The organism is Vreelandella halophila (genome assembly GCF_019903425.1).
GTDB classification, from domain to species: Bacteria; Pseudomonadota; Gammaproteobacteria; order Pseudomonadales; family Oleiphilaceae; genus Halospina; species Halospina halophila.
Genome location: NZ_JACHUZ010000012.1, coordinates 92,677 through 107,205 on the forward strand (window position 1 = coordinate 92,677; position 14,529 = coordinate 107,205).

At 62.4% G+C, this 14,529-nt stretch carries 14 protein-coding genes; 7 read left to right on the forward strand and 7 right to left on the reverse strand.

Features of this window, described 5'->3' with window-relative positions:
- Window positions 1-192 precede the first annotated feature (192 nt).
- The gene (locus H4I92_RS02950) at window positions 193-582 is read left to right on the forward strand and encodes a DUF4168 domain-containing protein (protein ID WP_179105612.1); all 390 of its coding nucleotides are present in this window, start codon (window positions 193-195) and stop codon (window positions 580-582) included.
- Window positions 583-721: 139 nt separating this feature from the next.
- The gene (locus H4I92_RS02955; protein ID WP_077529169.1) at window positions 722-1,147 is read left to right on the forward strand and encodes a DUF4168 domain-containing protein; all 426 of its coding nucleotides are present in this window, start codon (window positions 722-724) and stop codon (window positions 1,145-1,147) included.
- 56 nt (window positions 1,148-1,203) lie between these two features.
- On the opposite strand, the gene H4I92_RS02960 is transcribed toward H4I92_RS02955, so the two are convergent.
- A complete protein-coding gene (locus H4I92_RS02960; RefSeq protein ID WP_179105613.1) occupies window positions 1,204-1,941 on the reverse strand; it encodes a DUF481 domain-containing protein in 738 nt (245 codons plus the stop codon).
- Window positions 1,942-2,036: 95 nt separating this feature from the next.
- Between H4I92_RS02960 and H4I92_RS02965 the strand changes: the two genes are divergently transcribed.
- Complete coding sequence (locus tag H4I92_RS02965) at window positions 2,037-2,702, forward strand: SDR family oxidoreductase (protein WP_077529171.1); 666 nt, start codon at window positions 2,037-2,039, stop codon at window positions 2,700-2,702.
- Here the strand turns inward: H4I92_RS02965 and H4I92_RS02970 are convergent.
- The 3 genes from H4I92_RS02970 to H4I92_RS02980 all read right to left on the reverse strand — a co-directional run bounded on the left by H4I92_RS02970 (window position 2,691) and on the right by H4I92_RS02980 (window position 5,782).
- Window positions 2,691-3,002, reverse strand: coding sequence for a hypothetical protein (locus tag H4I92_RS02970; RefSeq protein ID WP_077529172.1), 312 nt, complete (start codon window positions 3,000-3,002; stop codon window positions 2,691-2,693). The genes H4I92_RS02965 and H4I92_RS02970 overlap by 12 nt on opposite strands.
- A gap of 98 nt (window positions 3,003-3,100) precedes the next feature.
- Window positions 3,101-3,880: a crotonase/enoyl-CoA hydratase family protein gene (locus H4I92_RS02975; RefSeq protein ID WP_077529173.1), complete on the reverse strand. Its 780-nt coding sequence runs from the start codon at window positions 3,878-3,880 to the stop codon at window positions 3,101-3,103.
- A 99-nt stretch (window positions 3,881-3,979) separates the two neighbouring features.
- Window positions 3,980-5,782 (reverse strand): acyl-CoA dehydrogenase, encoded by a 1,803-nt coding sequence (locus H4I92_RS02980; RefSeq protein WP_077529174.1) that lies wholly within the window; start codon window positions 5,780-5,782, stop codon window positions 3,980-3,982.
- A gap of 102 nt (window positions 5,783-5,884) precedes the next feature.
- Here H4I92_RS02980 and H4I92_RS02985 point away from each other — a divergent pair, with 102 nt between their 5' ends.
- Entirely contained in the window at window positions 5,885-6,901 is a 1,017-nt protein-coding gene (locus H4I92_RS02985) for a GlxA family transcriptional regulator (protein WP_245800842.1), read from the forward strand.
- Window positions 6,902-7,122: 221 nt separating this feature from the next.
- On the opposite strand, the gene H4I92_RS02990 is transcribed toward H4I92_RS02985, so the two are convergent.
- Both H4I92_RS02990 and H4I92_RS02995 read right to left on the reverse strand, forming a co-directional pair.
- Window positions 7,123-8,565 carry an HDOD domain-containing protein gene (locus H4I92_RS02990; RefSeq protein ID WP_077529176.1) on the reverse strand — a complete coding sequence of 481 codons (1,443 nt, stop codon included), beginning with the start codon at window positions 8,563-8,565 and terminating at the stop codon, window positions 7,123-7,125.
- A 116-nt stretch (window positions 8,566-8,681) separates the two neighbouring features.
- The gene (locus tag H4I92_RS02995) at window positions 8,682-9,134 is read right to left on the reverse strand and encodes a hypothetical protein (RefSeq protein ID WP_077529177.1); all 453 of its coding nucleotides are present in this window, start codon (window positions 9,132-9,134) and stop codon (window positions 8,682-8,684) included.
- Between the two features lie 21 nt (window positions 9,135-9,155).
- Between H4I92_RS02995 and H4I92_RS03000 the strand changes: the two genes are divergently transcribed.
- The 3 genes from H4I92_RS03000 to H4I92_RS03010 all read left to right on the forward strand — a co-directional run bounded on the left by H4I92_RS03000 (window position 9,156) and on the right by H4I92_RS03010 (window position 13,161).
- Window positions 9,156-9,713 (forward strand): PH domain-containing protein, encoded by a 558-nt coding sequence (locus H4I92_RS03000; protein ID WP_077529179.1) that lies wholly within the window; start codon window positions 9,156-9,158, stop codon window positions 9,711-9,713.
- Window positions 9,697-11,196, forward strand: coding sequence for a PH domain-containing protein (locus H4I92_RS03005; protein ID WP_077529181.1), 1,500 nt, complete (start codon window positions 9,697-9,699; stop codon window positions 11,194-11,196). The genes H4I92_RS03000 and H4I92_RS03005 overlap by 17 nt, the downstream gene beginning before the upstream one ends.
- A gap of 66 nt (window positions 11,197-11,262) precedes the next feature.
- Complete coding sequence (locus H4I92_RS03010; RefSeq protein WP_077529183.1) at window positions 11,263-13,161, forward strand: hypothetical protein; 1,899 nt, start codon at window positions 11,263-11,265, stop codon at window positions 13,159-13,161.
- A gap of 22 nt (window positions 13,162-13,183) precedes the next feature.
- Here the strand turns inward: H4I92_RS03010 and H4I92_RS03015 are convergent, their stop codons facing one another.
- A complete protein-coding gene (locus H4I92_RS03015) occupies window positions 13,184-14,419 on the reverse strand; it encodes a saccharopine dehydrogenase family protein (protein WP_143512588.1) in 1,236 nt (411 codons plus the stop codon).
- Window positions 14,420-14,529 lie beyond the last annotated feature (110 nt).

Genomic DNA, 14,529 nt, shown 5'->3' on the forward strand with positions numbered 1-14,529 from the left:
CATGGGTGGCATAATGTCCCACGTGCACGCCCCATGTGTCATTATGTCACACCCTCTGGCGCTATTCCTCATGGGGTTTTCTTAACAGTGCAGCCGGTAACTGATTAATAAATGGCAATTTTTAAGCTTTCATCATGCCTGGCACAACTCCTGCTACGAGACGGTACGAATCCAGCAAAGGAGACTTCCACAATGATTCGAATCACCAGCCTTGCACTTGCACTGGCTCTCGGCCTGACCGGCGCCCAGGCCATGGCCCAGGATTACGGCAACGGCGAAGAAGGCCAGCAGGATCCGGGGATGGAGCAGTCCCAGCAGCCGGCGGACTTCTCGGATGAAGAGCTGCAGCAGTTCGTCAACCTCCAGGACAGCATTGGCGAGATCCGCGAGGAGTACGTCTCCCAGATCGAGGCGGCGGAATCCGAGGACAAGGCCCGCCAGCTGCAGCAGGAAGCCCAGTCCGAAATGGTCAGCGCCATTGAGGATGCCGGCATGTCCGTTCAGGAGTACAACGCCATTGCCGTGGCCTACAACTCCAACCCGGACATCCAGGAGCGTGTGGACGAAATGGCCAGCGAATGAGCCTGTCCACGCTGTCATGAACGCCTCCTCCGGGAGGCGTTTTCATTTAACACCTGTTCATCCTGTACCGTTCTGGCACAGCAGTTGATTTCCTCAGGTTGTCGCACCACACAACCCGTTACCTTGAGGAGGTATCAACATGAAACTGAAGACTCTTACTGCAGCCGTCGCATTCGCACTCAGTACCGCCGGTATGTCCGCGGTAGCCCAAGACTACAGTAGCGGCAGCGGTGCCGAGGGTCAGGGCCAGCAGCAACAGCAGCAGAGCCAGGGCCAGGGCATGGGCGCACCGGAAAAGCAGCAGAACGCTGACTTCTCCGACGAAGAGCTCCAGAACTTTGTTGAGCTGCAGGACAAGATCGGCGACGTCCGTGAGGACTATGTCTCACAGATTGAGTCCGCTGAATCCGAGGACAAGGCCCGTGAACTCCAGCAGAAAGCTCAGACCGAAATGGTCGAGGTGATTGAGGACGAAGGCATGACCGTTGAGGAATACAACGCCATTGCCGTGGCCTACAACTCCAATCCGGAAATCCAGGAGCGCGTGGACGAGATGTCCGAATAATCCGGTCCCCGGATTACGCTGAAAGCCCCGCCAATGCGGGGCTTTTTTATGCCCGGTCAGAAACCATAGAGAAGGGTGACGGCCGTGATGGTGTCCGTTCTCTCGGTATCCTCGGGCGGGTTCGAGTCATGCTCGACGGTATAGGACAGCTTCAGCGCCAGGGAGCTGTTAACGTTCGCCTGCAGGGAGGTCACTGAGCGGGACATGGCTTCGCCATCGTCCAGGCTTACTTCCGTTTCCGCCTCCTGCCGGAAGTGCGCGGTCTCGGACAGCTGATAGCGGAAATCCCCCGCAAGGCGGCCAATGGCACCTTCGCGCTCGTCCCCTTCGCCCGGCTCCCGCTCATCGAACTTGCTGTAGCGATAACCAAGGCCCGAGGAAAGGTCGAAATGGCTGTCCCCTTCACTCCAGAGGCGGCGCCCGTAACCGGCCGAGGTCGAGGCCTGGAACTGGTAACCACTGAAATCATCGTTGGAGTAACGCCCCCGGACGAAAACGAAATCATTGGGGTTGAACTTGTAATCAAGCTGGGTCGACGCGGAATAGCGTTCGGCGGTGCGCTCACCTCCCTGTTCCGCATATCGGGACTGAAGCAGGACATTCTGTCGCCAATCATTCCAGTCACGGGTCACATCCGCCTCACCTGAAACAGTGGTTTCCTCGGTATTGCCGGAGGTTTCCACAAGGCCGAGCTCAACCGAGCCACTCCATTCATCCGACTCCTGGGCCACAGCCGGCGCTGCCAGGGCTACAGCGATGCCTGTGACCAGTAATGACCTTTGAACCTGCAACACATTTTCCTCCTTCATGGTTTCGTAATAGGCTGTTGATACGGCGCAGGTTATCAGACAGACCTGCACTGACCAGTTAAATCACGACAGGAGGACGCATGAGCCAACACGTGGTCATTACCGGTGCCAACCGTGGTATCGGACTCGAACTCGCCCGCCAGTGGCATGAACGTGGTGATCGGGTAACGGCCCTGTGCCGGGCAGCCTCGGATGAGTTGAAGTCCCTGGGTGTGAACATCATCGAGGGGGTGGATGTCACGGACGATATCAGCCTTGGCAAGGCGCGGCGCAATCTCGAGGGTGAAACCATCGATGTGCTCTACAACAACGCCGGCCTGCTGACCGATGAGAACCTGAAGGATATGGACTGGGATCGCATCCAGACCCAGTTCGAGGTAAACACCCTGGGGCCACTGAAGGTGACCACCGCACTGCTCGAACTGATTCCCAGAGACGGTAAGGTGGTCATGATGACATCGCGGATGGGGTCAATCGCGGACAATGACTCAGGTGGGCGCTACGGTTACCGGATGACCAAGGCATCGCTCAATGCCGCCGCGAAATCGCTGGCAGTGGATCTGCAACCGAAAGGCATCAGTGTCGGCATTATGCATCCGGGCTATGTACAGACAGCGATGACCGGCCATACCGGCCACATCACGCCCGCCGAGGCCGCAGAGCGGCTGATCCAGCGGGTGGACGAGCTCAACCTTGAAAATAGCGGGGTATTCCGGCACTCGGACGGGTCCGAACTACCCTGGTGAGTTGCTGCGGGAGAGCTTGCGGCGACGGCGGTGGCTGACCTTAACGCCACTGCCCTCTTCCTGCTGGGGCTTGCCGGTGGCCTGCGCCACATGCGGGCCACCCTCTTCCGGCCAGGCCGCCTCAAACGCCTGGTAGCCCTCACGGATCAGGCGCACCAGCTCCAGGGACTGCATCCCCTCGGGTACCCTGGAAGGGCTGCCGGAAAAATGCTTCGTCCGGGGGCGCCCCTCGAACGTCAGTTCCAGGCCACTGCTGTGGCGAGCCTTTTGGCTCTCCACGTCGATCTGCCAGTCGTCCATCGTCTTCAATCTCTTGCGACGTTACATACGCTTAAGGTTGGCAGCATATCGGCGCTCACACTGTGGATCAACCGGCAAAACCACCACTCCGGGCCCATTCAGACCCCCTTGAAGACTGCTTCACGCCGTTCCAGAAACGACTGGATGCCTTCCTGAACGTCCTCACTCCGCATGACCGGAGCGAGATCCGGGAACAGTCGGGCCTTGGCGGCATCATGCCCTTCCGTGCGCGCAATGCGCGAGGAACGCAAGCTGCCCTGAACGCCCAGAGGTGCCGCCCTCGCAACCTTTTCGGCCATTTCACGGGCACGATCGAACTGCTCCCCCGGTGCCACCAGCTCCTGGACGAGCCCCCACTCCCGGGCCTGTGCGGCACTCCATTCATCCCCGGTCAGCAGGTAACGCTGGGCATTGGCCCAACCGATCTCTTCCTGCAGACGGATAGTGGCGCCACCGCAGGCGAAGATCCCGCGTCTCACCTCCAGCTGGCCGTAGCGGCTGTTGTCCGCCGCCACCCGGATATCCGTGTTGAGCATCATCTCCACGCCACAGGTGAAACAGATCCCCTGGGTGGCATAGACCACCGGTTTGTCCATTGGCGGGCCCACGATGCCGAAGGGATCCATCTCGCCCTCATTCAGGCTCAGACCCTCGCCGTTGGCGAACACCCCGGCCCAGTCGTCCAGTTCAAGGCCGGAGGTGAAGTGATCCCCCTCGGCGTAGACCAGGCCCACGCGCAGTTCCGGATCGCGGTTGAGCCGGCCGTAGGCGGCGGCGATGTCATGATACATCTGCCGGTTCATGGCGTTCATCTTCTCCGGCCGGTTCAGGCCGATGAACAGGATGTGATCCTTTGCTTCAACATTTACCAGAGCCATAGTCCCATTTCCTGAATCTTGTTATTTCACCGCAGGAGCGCGCCCTGCGCGCGATGGATTGGATCGCTTGCAGGGCAAGCTCCTACCGCCCCCACGTGGTCAGAACCATTCATCGCGCATGGCATAGCAGGTGTCGTCCTGGTTCTGCAGCAGAACCAGATCCTGGGCAACCGTCGGCAGCTCCCAGTGGAAGAAGTACTGGGCGGCCTGGAGCTTGCCCTGATAGAACGCCCTGTCCGCATCCGAGACCTCGCCGGCCAGAGCCGCGCTGGCCGTGTTGGCCTGACGCAGCCACATCCAGGCCACGCAGATATGGCCGAACAGACGCAGGTAGACGCTGGCATTCGACAGCCCCTTCTCAGGAACCTCCTGTGCCAGCGCCTGACCCAGGGACTGGGTAACCTTGCCGGCCTGCTGCAGGGTTTCGCTCAGTGAATGGGCCCATTGCCGGCAGCGCTCGTCCGGCGCTTTCTGCAGGTCCGCCTGGATGGCGCCGAACAGCTGCTGGATAGCCTCGCCGTTGCCCTGCCACACCTTGCGCCCGAGCAGGTCCATGGCCTGGATGCCGTTGGTGCCCTCGTGAATGGGATTGAGGCGGTTGTCGCGCCAGCACTGCTCCACCGGGTATTCGCGGGTGTAGCCGGCACCGCCGTATACCTGGATGGCAAGATCATTGGCCCTGGGCCCGTATTCCGAGGGCCAGGCCTTGATCACCGGCGTGAGCAGGTCCAGCATCTGCCGCGCCTGTCGGCGCTGCTCCTCATCCGGGTGGGTATGGCTGTCGTCCATCAGCCGCGCGCCGTAGAAGCAAAGCGCCAGTGCGCCCTCCATCCACGACTTCTGAGCCAGAAGCATGCGCCGCACGTCCGCGTGCTGGATGATCGGCACCGGTTCCGTGGTCGGATCCTTCTCGGACGGTGGCCGACCCTGCCGGCGATCCCGTGCGTATTCCAGGCTGTGCTGGTAACCCCGGTAACCGATGGCGGCCGCGCCAAAGCCCACACCGACCCGCGCTTCGTTCATCATCTGGAACATGTACTTGAGACCCTGATGGGGCTCGCCCACCAGATAGCCATGGCAGTCCGCGTCGTCACCGAAACTCAGCGCCGTGGAGGTGGTGCCACGGTAACCCAGTTTGTGGATCAGACCGGCCAGCCCCACGCCGTTGCGTTCCCCGGGATTGCCGTCCGCATCCAGCCGGTACTTGGGCACAATGAACATCGAGATGCCCTTCACCCCTGGAGGCGCCCCGCGGATGCGGGCGAGCACCAGATTCACGATGTTGTCGCTGAGCTCATGCTCGCCCCCGGAGATGTAGATCTTGGCGCCCTTGATGAGGTAGTGCCCCTCATCCGTGGGCTTGGCCGAGGTGCGGAGATCCGCCAGCGAGGAGCCCGCCTGGGGTTCGGTCAGCGCCATGGTGCCGGTGAAGCGCCCTTCCAGCATGGGCTGCAGGAACCACTCTTGCTGTTGTGTGGAGCCGAAGGTGCGGATGACGTTGGCGGCGGCGGTGGTCAGGAAGGGGTAGCCTGCGGTGCTGGGGTTGGCCGCCATGAAGAAGCCATTGCAGGCGGTCATGACCGTCTCGGGGAGCTGCATGCCACCCAGCTCGTAGTCATAGCGCCCGGCAATGAAGCCAGCCTCGGCGTAGGCATCAACCGCCGCCTTCACCTCCGGGCGCATGACCACCCGGCCATCCTCAAAACGGGGCTCTTCCTTGTCCGCAAGGCTGTTGTGGCTCGCGAACTGCTCCCGGGCGATCCGCTCTGCGGTATCGAACACCGCATCGAAGGTCTCGCGGCTGTGGTCGCCGAAACGCTCACGCTCACTCAGGGATTCGGTGTCCAGCACTTCGTAGAGCTGGAAGGCCAAGTCGCGTCGGTCAAGAAGGGTATCGGCCATGGCGATAGGGTCTCCGCTGGTTCATTCTGTTCCTACACTGCCACAACCGACAATGGCCGCCTACTGTCATCAATGACACAATATTGGCGGATCCTGCCAACCATGGGTACCGTAATGCCCCAGCCGGAGCACTACCAGGTCACCATCATCGGCTTCGAGAAAGCCCTGGCCACCGCCATCACTGGCGTCATGGACCTGTTCCGGATGGCGGGTGTGACCTGGGCCCGTATCCACGACGAACAGCCGGAACCAAGGTTCAGTGTCACGCTCGCGACTGCTGACGGAGGCCCCTGCCACTGCGTCAATGGTGTCAGCCTTATGGCCGGGAGCCGGTGGGACACTGCGCCCCCGGCCGACCTGGTGATCATTCCAACCATTGGTGGCGATATTGACGGGACCCTGGATGCCAACCGGGCGCTGCTCCCCCTGCTCCACCGCTGGCATGCCGAAGGCCGCGACCTGGCCAGTAACTGCACCGGCGCCTTTCTGCTGGGGGAAGCCGGCCTGCTGGACAGCCGTGAGGCCACCACACACTGGGGCTACAGTGGCCTGTTCCGCGAGCGCTACCCAGAGGTGGGCCTGCGCCCCCACCGGCTGATCACTGCGGATGGCAATATCTTCTGCGCCGGCGGCGGCATGGCGTGGCTGGATCTCGGTCTCTTCCTGGTGGAGCGCTACTGCGGCGTGGATACCGCCCGCGCCCTGGCCCGGGCCTTCGTGATGGACATGGGCCGGGAAAGCCAGGCCGCCTATGGCAGCATCCATGCCCGGCGCTACCACCAGGACGAGGCCATCAGCGCCGTTCAGGACTGGCTGGCCGACCACCTGACCGAGTCGATCCGCATGGATGAACTGGCCGAACGCTTCCACATGACCCCGCGCACATTCAAGCGCCGCTTCCCCAACGCCACCGGGGATACCCCTCTGCGCTATCTCCAGCAACTGCGCGTGGAAAAGGCCAAAAAACTGCTGGAACAGCCCCACCGTCGGCTGTCAGAGATCACCCGGGCGGTAGGCTACGAAGACACCAGCGCCTTTTCCCGGCTTTTCCTTGCCCGAACCGGTATGACGCCAGGGGGCTACCGCAGCCGATTCCTGCCTTCAACTCTCTTCGGATAACCCGCTCATGCAACTGGAGCGTGTCCCAGGTGAAGGTCCCTCAACATTTTAATGAATTGTCGTTTGCATTTGAGAGTGTTTTCTATTTAAGATGGGAACCATCGGAGCCAAGGCTTCGATGACTGGGCAATCTGACCTTTATCAGGGTCATGGCATGACAGGGACGTCATATCCTCTCGGGGGCCTCAGGGCCCCCTTCTTTTATGCAGCCCCCCCACCACTCATCCAGAAGATTCCGACAGATTATTCAGGCAGAGCTGTGCCTGCTGGACAAAATGGCTGAAAGCCTGGAACTGCTCACGGTCCGGTGGCTGGTAGAGGTCGCTGTTGTCGGCATAGAACAAACCAACCACCCGCTCCCCCACCATCAGTGGCCCGAACAGCCCCGTTCGCCGACCGATATGACGGTCGAACCCCGGTCGCTCCAGGTTCTTCCAGGGTTTCTCTTCCGGATTGGAAAGTTGGATGTTCTCACCCGCTGTAGCAGCTTTCGCCAACAGGTCACGGCTGCTCATGTCGATGATGAACTCGTCACGCCAATGGGCCGTGCCCTCCCCCAGCACCTTGCGCGTGATCAGGTGGTGGCCACGGCGATCACGCATCAGCAGCACCACGCGCTGCAGCCCGATGGCGCGGTGCATACCCTCAACGACCGTCTGAAACACCAGATTCAGATCCGGGTTATCCACCAGCAGTTCGGAGAGCTCGCGCAGGATCTGGAGCTGCAGCATGGGGTCACCGTGAGAGTCCAGCTGGCCTTCGCCTGGGCTGCCACCATCGTCGCGATCCGGAAGCAGCGCCGTCACCTGGGGCATACCATAGGAAACCGCCACTTCCGCCGCCTCGCGGGAGTTCTCCTGGACCCTTTCCTGCAGGTCCTCCTTCGACTCCTTCAGCGAACCGGCCAGCTTCTCCACCACCTGCTCCACCTGGCGGTCATGCCAGCCTCGCTCGGATGCCTCCGCCAGCGTCAGCGAATGGCGCACCAGTGCCGAGGCAGCCGAATTCGCCTTTCCGGATGACACCACCTCCTTCACCAGGGACCCGAGGGACCAGGTAGAGGCAAGCCCACGGGTGATGCTCGCAAAGCTGGCCCCGATGACCTCCTTCTGGGCTTCCACCGGATCCATCTGGTTCATCTTACGATCCAGTTCATCAGCCTGGGGAATACGGCAGGCCCAGAACGCCAGCTCGCCGATATGGCTGAGCAGCGCGGCCACAAAGACCTCCTCCTTTTTCTCGGCACTGCGTGAAGGCAGCAGCGAGCGGGCCTGGACAGCGGCGTGCAGGGACCGGGCCAGACAGCGCAGAAGATGGGTGCGCGGGTTGCGCGACAGCAGTGCATCGATGACCAGCGATGAGATCGCCATGGCCCGCACCGCGTCAAAGCCGATCAGGGTGATGGCCCGGCTGACGGTGCTCACACTTACCCGGGAACGATTGTAGAACACCGTATTGGAAAGCCTGAGGACCTGGGAGGTCAGATCCGCGTCCTTAAGGATGACGTCCGCGAGCTGGTTGACGGTGGAGCTGTCACTGTCGGTCAGCTGGCTGATCTCTCTCAGTGTTTCCGCCAGAACCGGCATTTCCACCTGGCTCAGGTACTGCACCCAGTCATTGGACGACCCCCGCGTGGGGGGCTGTGTGGATACCGTTTCGGCCATGACACCTCTCGCTACAGCCATTTCATGAATGCCCGATAATCAGTCCAGTATAGATCACCAGCGCAGGCGGACCAGCTGGCCACTCTCCTCCCGGTAGTGCACACGGGTATCCAGACTCATACCAGCCCCGAGTTCCATGCCCAGCTTCCGCTGCCGGGCAGATCGCGCCAGAGCCCGATGCGCCCGACCCAAACATCGGAATGGGGGTCCTGATGCTTGAGCACATTCGAGGTTGCATGGATGCCGGCGCTGGCATAGAGCTGCCAGGCCCCACGCTTTTCACGGGCTTCCAGAGCCAGACGGTGCAGGTGACCGTTGTGGGCCGGCTGGCCGGAGCGGATCCGCAGCGGCTGATAGTCCCACACAAAACGCAGCCCCTGCCGGTCTCCCACCCGCAGACCGCGAACGGAACGGCTGACCGGCTCTGCCACCGTGGCGGGACCCGGTTCGTCGTAATCCCGCCACTGCTGCCACTCCAGAAAACCATCCCCCCAGCCCACGGCCGGAAACATGAAGGCCAGCCCGGCAAGCGCTTGCAACAGTGGCCGCACGCCCCTGATACTCGTCATTCCCATATCCGGCTCCCCTAGATGCCCATGCAGACGTTTTTCTCCAACGATAGCCTGCTCCCGCAACAGCTGCCGAGCATCGAAGAAGCCCGATGGCAGCACCTGGCGCCGGACTATGCGCGCATGGTGCTGCTGAGCGGGCTCGCATTCTGGCTGCCAGCCGGCGGCGCAGGTCTGGCACTCAGTGCCCTGGGTGTCATTCCCCTCAACGCCATGCTGGTGGCAGCCGCCTGGCTGGTGCTGCTGATCCCGACCCTGCTCAGCCATCCCGCCGCCAGGGTCAAATGCTACGCCATCCGCGAACAGGATGTCCTTTTCCATGAAGGCCTGTTCTGGAAAAGCACGACCGTCATCCCACGCAACCGCATCCAGCACATCCAGACCGAGAACGGCCCGCTGGAGCGCTGGTTCGGGCTGGTCACCCTGAAGTGCTACGGCGCCGGCGGCCAGCAGGCGGACCTGGTGATTCCGGGACTGGAGGAGGCCCTGGGGCAGAAGCTGCGCCAGTACCTGCTGAATCAGGCAGACGACACAGACAACGCGGAGAGCACCGGCGGGGACGATGACGTACCGCAGTGACTGGCACCGCGTCTCGCCCCTGGCCATCATCCATCATGGCCTGACCTTCCTGCGCCAGTTGGTGGGCAGCAACCCGGGCCCTTTGTTGGGTCTGATAGCGGGCACAGTGGCCTTCGCGCGCGAGTCGCCCCTGATGATCGCCACCACCGCCCTGACACTGGTCCTGCTCGGTGTGGGCATGGCCGTCATGGGCTGGCTCCGGTTTCTCTACCGTGTCCACGACGGCGCCATACAGGTGCAGCAGGGGGTATTCACCCGCCACAAGCTGACCCTGGCATTCGAACGCATACAGAACGTGCGGCTGGAGCGCCCGATCTACCTCAGACCTTTCGGGCTTGCGCGGCTGACCATTGAATCCGCGGGTTCCGCCAGCGAAGAAGTACACCTGCCCGGTATCCCCCTGGGTGAAGCGGAAGGCCTCCGGGACCGCGCCCTGGCTGAAACGAACGCCCCGCTGGAGCCGGAGGCGGAGGCTTCCGGGGCCGGTTCCCCGGGCACCCATGAGCTGCTCAGGCGCGACCCATCGGATCTCGTCATCTACGGCATCAGCAGCCCTGCCATCCTCTGGGGTGGCGCCATTGCGGCCTCACTGATGGGAGCCGTGACCCGGAATCTGGGGGATGACCGGAGCCGGGAGGCCGAGCAGGCCATGAACACGCTGCTTGAAACCATGCCGGGCTGGCTTCCGGAGTTCCTGGTGCTGCCGCTGGCCATACTGCTGTTGCTGGTACTGATGAGCCTGGCCTCGATGACCATGGCACTGCTGCGCTACCAGGGCTACCAGCTGTTCCGGGAGGGCGAACGCTACCGGGTCACCTCAGGGCTGCTGACGCGCCGTGAGCAGGGCATCCGCCACCAGCGCATCCAGCACCTGCATCTGGCGCAGAGCTTTGTAGCCCGCCTGTTCCGGCGACACCATCTCAGCTGCCATCCCATCGGCCCGTCGCTGCCGGACCAGCCGGATGGCGGCGGTGGTGCACTCATGGCCCCCTCGCTCACTCCCGATGAACAGGCCCAGATCATTGAAACACTGTACCCGGGTCTGGACTGGGGGGACCTCCGTTTCCACCCGGTCAATGCCCGCTTCATGCTGCCACGGTTCGCGTTCTGGGGGCTTCTGGCAACGATCACTGTTGCCTGGGTGACTGTGGGGGACGTACCTGCCTGGGTTCTGGCCCTGTTCCTGCCGGTGCCACCACTGATCGTGCTCAACTGGCACCGCCAGGGCTGGTGCCTCCATGGCGAACGTCTCATCCTGCGCGGAGGTCTAATCGGCTGTCACTACACTGTTTTCGACGCCTACCGGGTACAGACACTGAAGCTGTTCCAGAATCCGCTCCAACGCCGCGCTGGCCTGGCCAATCTGGGGATTCGCCTGGGCTCCGGGGGCTTCCGGCTTCCCTTCATCCCCTGGGGGACCGGAACCCGCCTCATGGACCATCTCCTCTGGCAGGTGGAAACCAGCCGCGCGCCCTGGCTGTAACCCCCACAAAGAACTGTAAGTGCTAGAATTTGCGGAAAAGCACCTGCAGCTACCGGGCCGACCAACTTGTTCCAGCTTCTCAACCGCCAGGGCCTCGACCGTAACGACCGGGATACCGAGGACGATACCACCACAATTAACCTGGAACGGGTTGGGCGAACGCGCATTGAGGACCTGGTCTCAAGCACCCGTGAGGTCCCCTGGACCCTGACACTTGCCCAGCTTCTGTGGACGGCGGGGCCGGTCACCTTCCTGGCACTCCAGGGTGGCTCGCTGCTGGGTTACGGTGAACCGGTCGAACTTCGGACCTACCTGTTCTTCGCGATCTACGTGTTCATCGCGGCCATCATCGGTGTTGTGGCCCGCATCATGGCGACCACCATCCGTGGTCGGAAACAGGACAAAGTGCGTGCCAATATCACCCGCACGCTCGATATGATCCCTGACCTGATCTTCACAGCCAGAGACCTTCACCTGGGCACCCTGACCAAGCCCGAGCGCCAGCGCGATGCTGCCGCGATTCTCCTGCGCAAGCAGGATCTGGGGTCAAACACCATTTCCGTCGCGGTCTATGACCTGACCAATGACAACACCCTCGCCACCATCGCCGAAGAAATCGAGGTCTTCCGCCGCGCGGGCATGTTCAGCCGCATCCGGGATCTCAACCTCCGTTATGAGGAACACATCGAGGCCGCACTGACGCAGCTCAAGGAATACTCGGGCGAGATCGCCGACCTGCTGCGCGAACGCCTCCAGGGGCGCGCGCCCAACCAGGACGAGGGCGTGGAACGGGGCGACCATTTCATCAGCCAGGTCTATGCCGCGGCGCATCAGGAGGATCTCTCACTGATGACGCTGGAGGATGTGGAGGACATCCTGGGCCTGGCCTTCGAACTGCTTAGCGGCCGCGAGATCACCCGCCTGACCCTGGACTACGAGGGGGACTGGCAGCTGGCCAGGGCCCTGGACGAACTGGAGCGCTGGCACAATGCCTACCGGCAGGTGAAGGCCTCGGCCGTGCTCTATCTGCGCGAACTGGCCTACTTCCTGATCGAGACCCGTCTTACAGCACTGGACCACAGCATACTCGACGCCGACACCGATACACTGCTACAGGAGACCAGTAACGCGCTGACACGTCTGGTCGGGCGCCTGCGCTGGTCTGGCCGGAATGAACTCGAGACCAACCGCCGCGCGGTCCGCAATCTCCGCATGGCGCTGCGCTACGCCAAGCTCACCCGCCAGGCCGTGGGGCGCCTTCAGGACCGCTACGTGCGTTACGTCCGCGCCCTGGAGCGCTGGACACTGCTGCGCGAACGTCTCTTCGAGAACGAAAGCCTGGCACTGCCGGGCGAGGGGCTGCGCATCCGTGAAAGCACCATAGCGCTCAATGATGAACAGAAACTGGAGTTCGCCGGCCAGTTCGTACGCTACCTGGATGATCACGCCATTGCGCCGGGTAACATGGGGGTGCTCCGGCATGACTCCCCCATGTCCATTCAGCATGCCAAGCACCTGGCCATACGGGTGCTTCTGGTCCTCCGACCACTGATCGATCTGGACAATCCCAGCGTCCAGCGCGCGCTGGAAAGCAGCCGCGGGGCTTTCCTGGAGGGGCTGGAAATGAGCTTCAGCGCCGACGCCAAGGCCGGACTGGGTACGGCCGTGGTCAAGGAGCTTTCGGACAACCTGGGGCCGGCGGCCGAACTGATTGCCCTGCGCCTGACCAAGCTCTACCGCATGCCCCTGTCACAGAAGGTGCGCGACTTCCTGGTGGAGCACTTCGACGCCAACCCCGAACGGCTGCAGTTTATCTCTGACTCTGCACGGGATGACGAACAGGACGAGGCCCCCCCGATTCCCCATGCTCCCGCCATGGTCCACAACTACGAGGAATGGCGGGCGCCCATTGAGGCAGCGGAGGGACTGCTCGGTCAGCTTCTGCGGCAGGTGGACAGCAACTGAAACACTACCCCAGCCCCGGAACCTAGCTCTCGAGCAGCTCGAACGTCATCCCCGAGGCGTGTTGAAGCCGTTCAAGCAGCTGGCCGTCAAGCGCCGTGGCCGGCGTCCAGAAGCCACCTCCGACCTGTTCCCGATCAATATCCCGGGCCAGGCAGACACCGGCCTGCCCCAGCATCTTCGAGGTCGCGCCATAGCCTGGATCACGATCCCCCGTCACCTTGCCGCGAAGCGTCTCGCCGTCCTCGGTTTCCCCGAAAAACCTCAGGTCAAAGAAGCCTTTCTCGCGGGCTTCACGGGAGGGGCCCTGACCAGGCTTCGGCACCACGAAGCGTTCCAGAAGCCAGCGGGTTGGTGCAATGGAGGCCCCCAGCATGAAGCCCCCCATGAAACCGGTCATCCCCCAGCCGGTGGCGCGCCCCTTCAGGCCCTTGCCCACCAGAACGGCCTCGTCATAGTGGAAGTCACTCCCATAGGCCTTGCCGGAAAGCGCATTGGAACGGTGCACCACCCGGGTATTGATCGCCGCCATCACGAAAGGCGCGGTCCAGGCCTGGAAGTCGGTATCGTATTCCGCCTTCTTGACCGTGTGCTGGCGCGCGGTGAAGCCGTGGTTCGGCGGGCAGATGGAATAGGGATTGGCCAGCTCCCGGCGCAGCTCGGGATTGGAGGTGGCCTCCTTCACGACATTCATCAGGCTCGCCACTGTTCCGCCCGAGAGTTCGCCCTTGGCCGCCTTCACGCGCATGCTCACCCGGGTCAGCGGCTTGCCGAAGCGCTCCTGTGCCTGCTCCTGCATGAACCAGACCCCCATGTCCGAGGGAATGGAATCGAAACCACAGCAGTTCACGATACGCGCCCCGGAGCTGCGGGCCGTGTCCTCATACTTCTGGATCATCTGGCGCAGCCACTGCACCTCGCCGGTCAGGTCACAGTAGTCGGTGCCGCTCTCGGCACAGATCCGAACCAGGGGCTCACCGTAGAGCGCATAGGGCCCAACGGTGGAGATGACAACCCGCGTGCCGTCACACATGGACTGGAGGGCTGCCTCATCCGAGGCATCCGCCACGATCACGGGCAGATCCACCGCCATGGAGCCCAGTTCCGAGCGCAGCGCTTCCAGCTTCTGTTCCGATCGTCCCGCGATCGCCCAGGTCAGATCCTCGCCCACACCGAAAGCGTGCAGCAGGTAATCGGCCAGGATGCGGCCTACGAAACTGGTGGCGCCAAAAACAACAACATCGTATCCATTCTGGTTCATCATGATTTCCTTCTGCGGTTCCGTGAAAGCCGTTGAATGGCAACTGCCGTGATGATACGCACGCAGAGCGCTGGATGACAGCTGGGGGAGCCGCTATTCTGGGCCCTTTC

Excerpts from the sequence above, each read along its gene's own strand:
- H4I92_RS02950 (WP_179105612.1), top strand. The coding sequence starts at position 193 with ATGATTCGAATCACCAGCCTTGCACTTGCACTGGCTCTCGGCCTGACC.
- H4I92_RS02955 (WP_077529169.1), top strand. The coding sequence starts at position 722 with ATGAAACTGAAGACTCTTACTGCAGCCGTCGCATTCGCACTCAGTACC.
- H4I92_RS02965 (WP_077529171.1), top strand. The coding sequence starts at position 2,037 with ATGAGCCAACACGTGGTCATTACCGGTGCCAACCGTGGTATCGGACTC.
- H4I92_RS02970 (WP_077529172.1), bottom strand. The coding sequence starts at position 3,002 with ATGGACGACTGGCAGATCGACGTGGAGAGCCAAAAGGCTCGCCACAGC.
- H4I92_RS02975 (WP_077529173.1), bottom strand. The coding sequence starts at position 3,880 with ATGGCTCTGGTAAATGTTGAAGCAAAGGATCACATCCTGTTCATCGGC.
- H4I92_RS02980 (WP_077529174.1), bottom strand. The coding sequence starts at position 5,782 with ATGGCCGATACCCTTCTTGACCGACGCGACTTGGCCTTCCAGCTCTAC.
- H4I92_RS02985 (WP_245800842.1), top strand. The coding sequence starts at position 5,885 with ATGGGTACCGTAATGCCCCAGCCGGAGCACTACCAGGTCACCATCATC.
- H4I92_RS02990 (WP_077529176.1), bottom strand. The coding sequence starts at position 8,565 with ATGGCCGAAACGGTATCCACACAGCCCCCCACGCGGGGGTCGTCCAAT.
- H4I92_RS02995 (WP_077529177.1), bottom strand. The coding sequence starts at position 9,134 with ATGACGAGTATCAGGGGCGTGCGGCCACTGTTGCAAGCGCTTGCCGGG.
- H4I92_RS03000 (WP_077529179.1), top strand. The coding sequence starts at position 9,156 with ATGCCCATGCAGACGTTTTTCTCCAACGATAGCCTGCTCCCGCAACAG.
- H4I92_RS03005 (WP_077529181.1), top strand. The coding sequence starts at position 9,697 with ATGACGTACCGCAGTGACTGGCACCGCGTCTCGCCCCTGGCCATCATC.
- H4I92_RS03015 (WP_143512588.1), bottom strand. The coding sequence starts at position 14,419 with ATGAACCAGAATGGATACGATGTTGTTGTTTTTGGCGCCACCAGTTTC.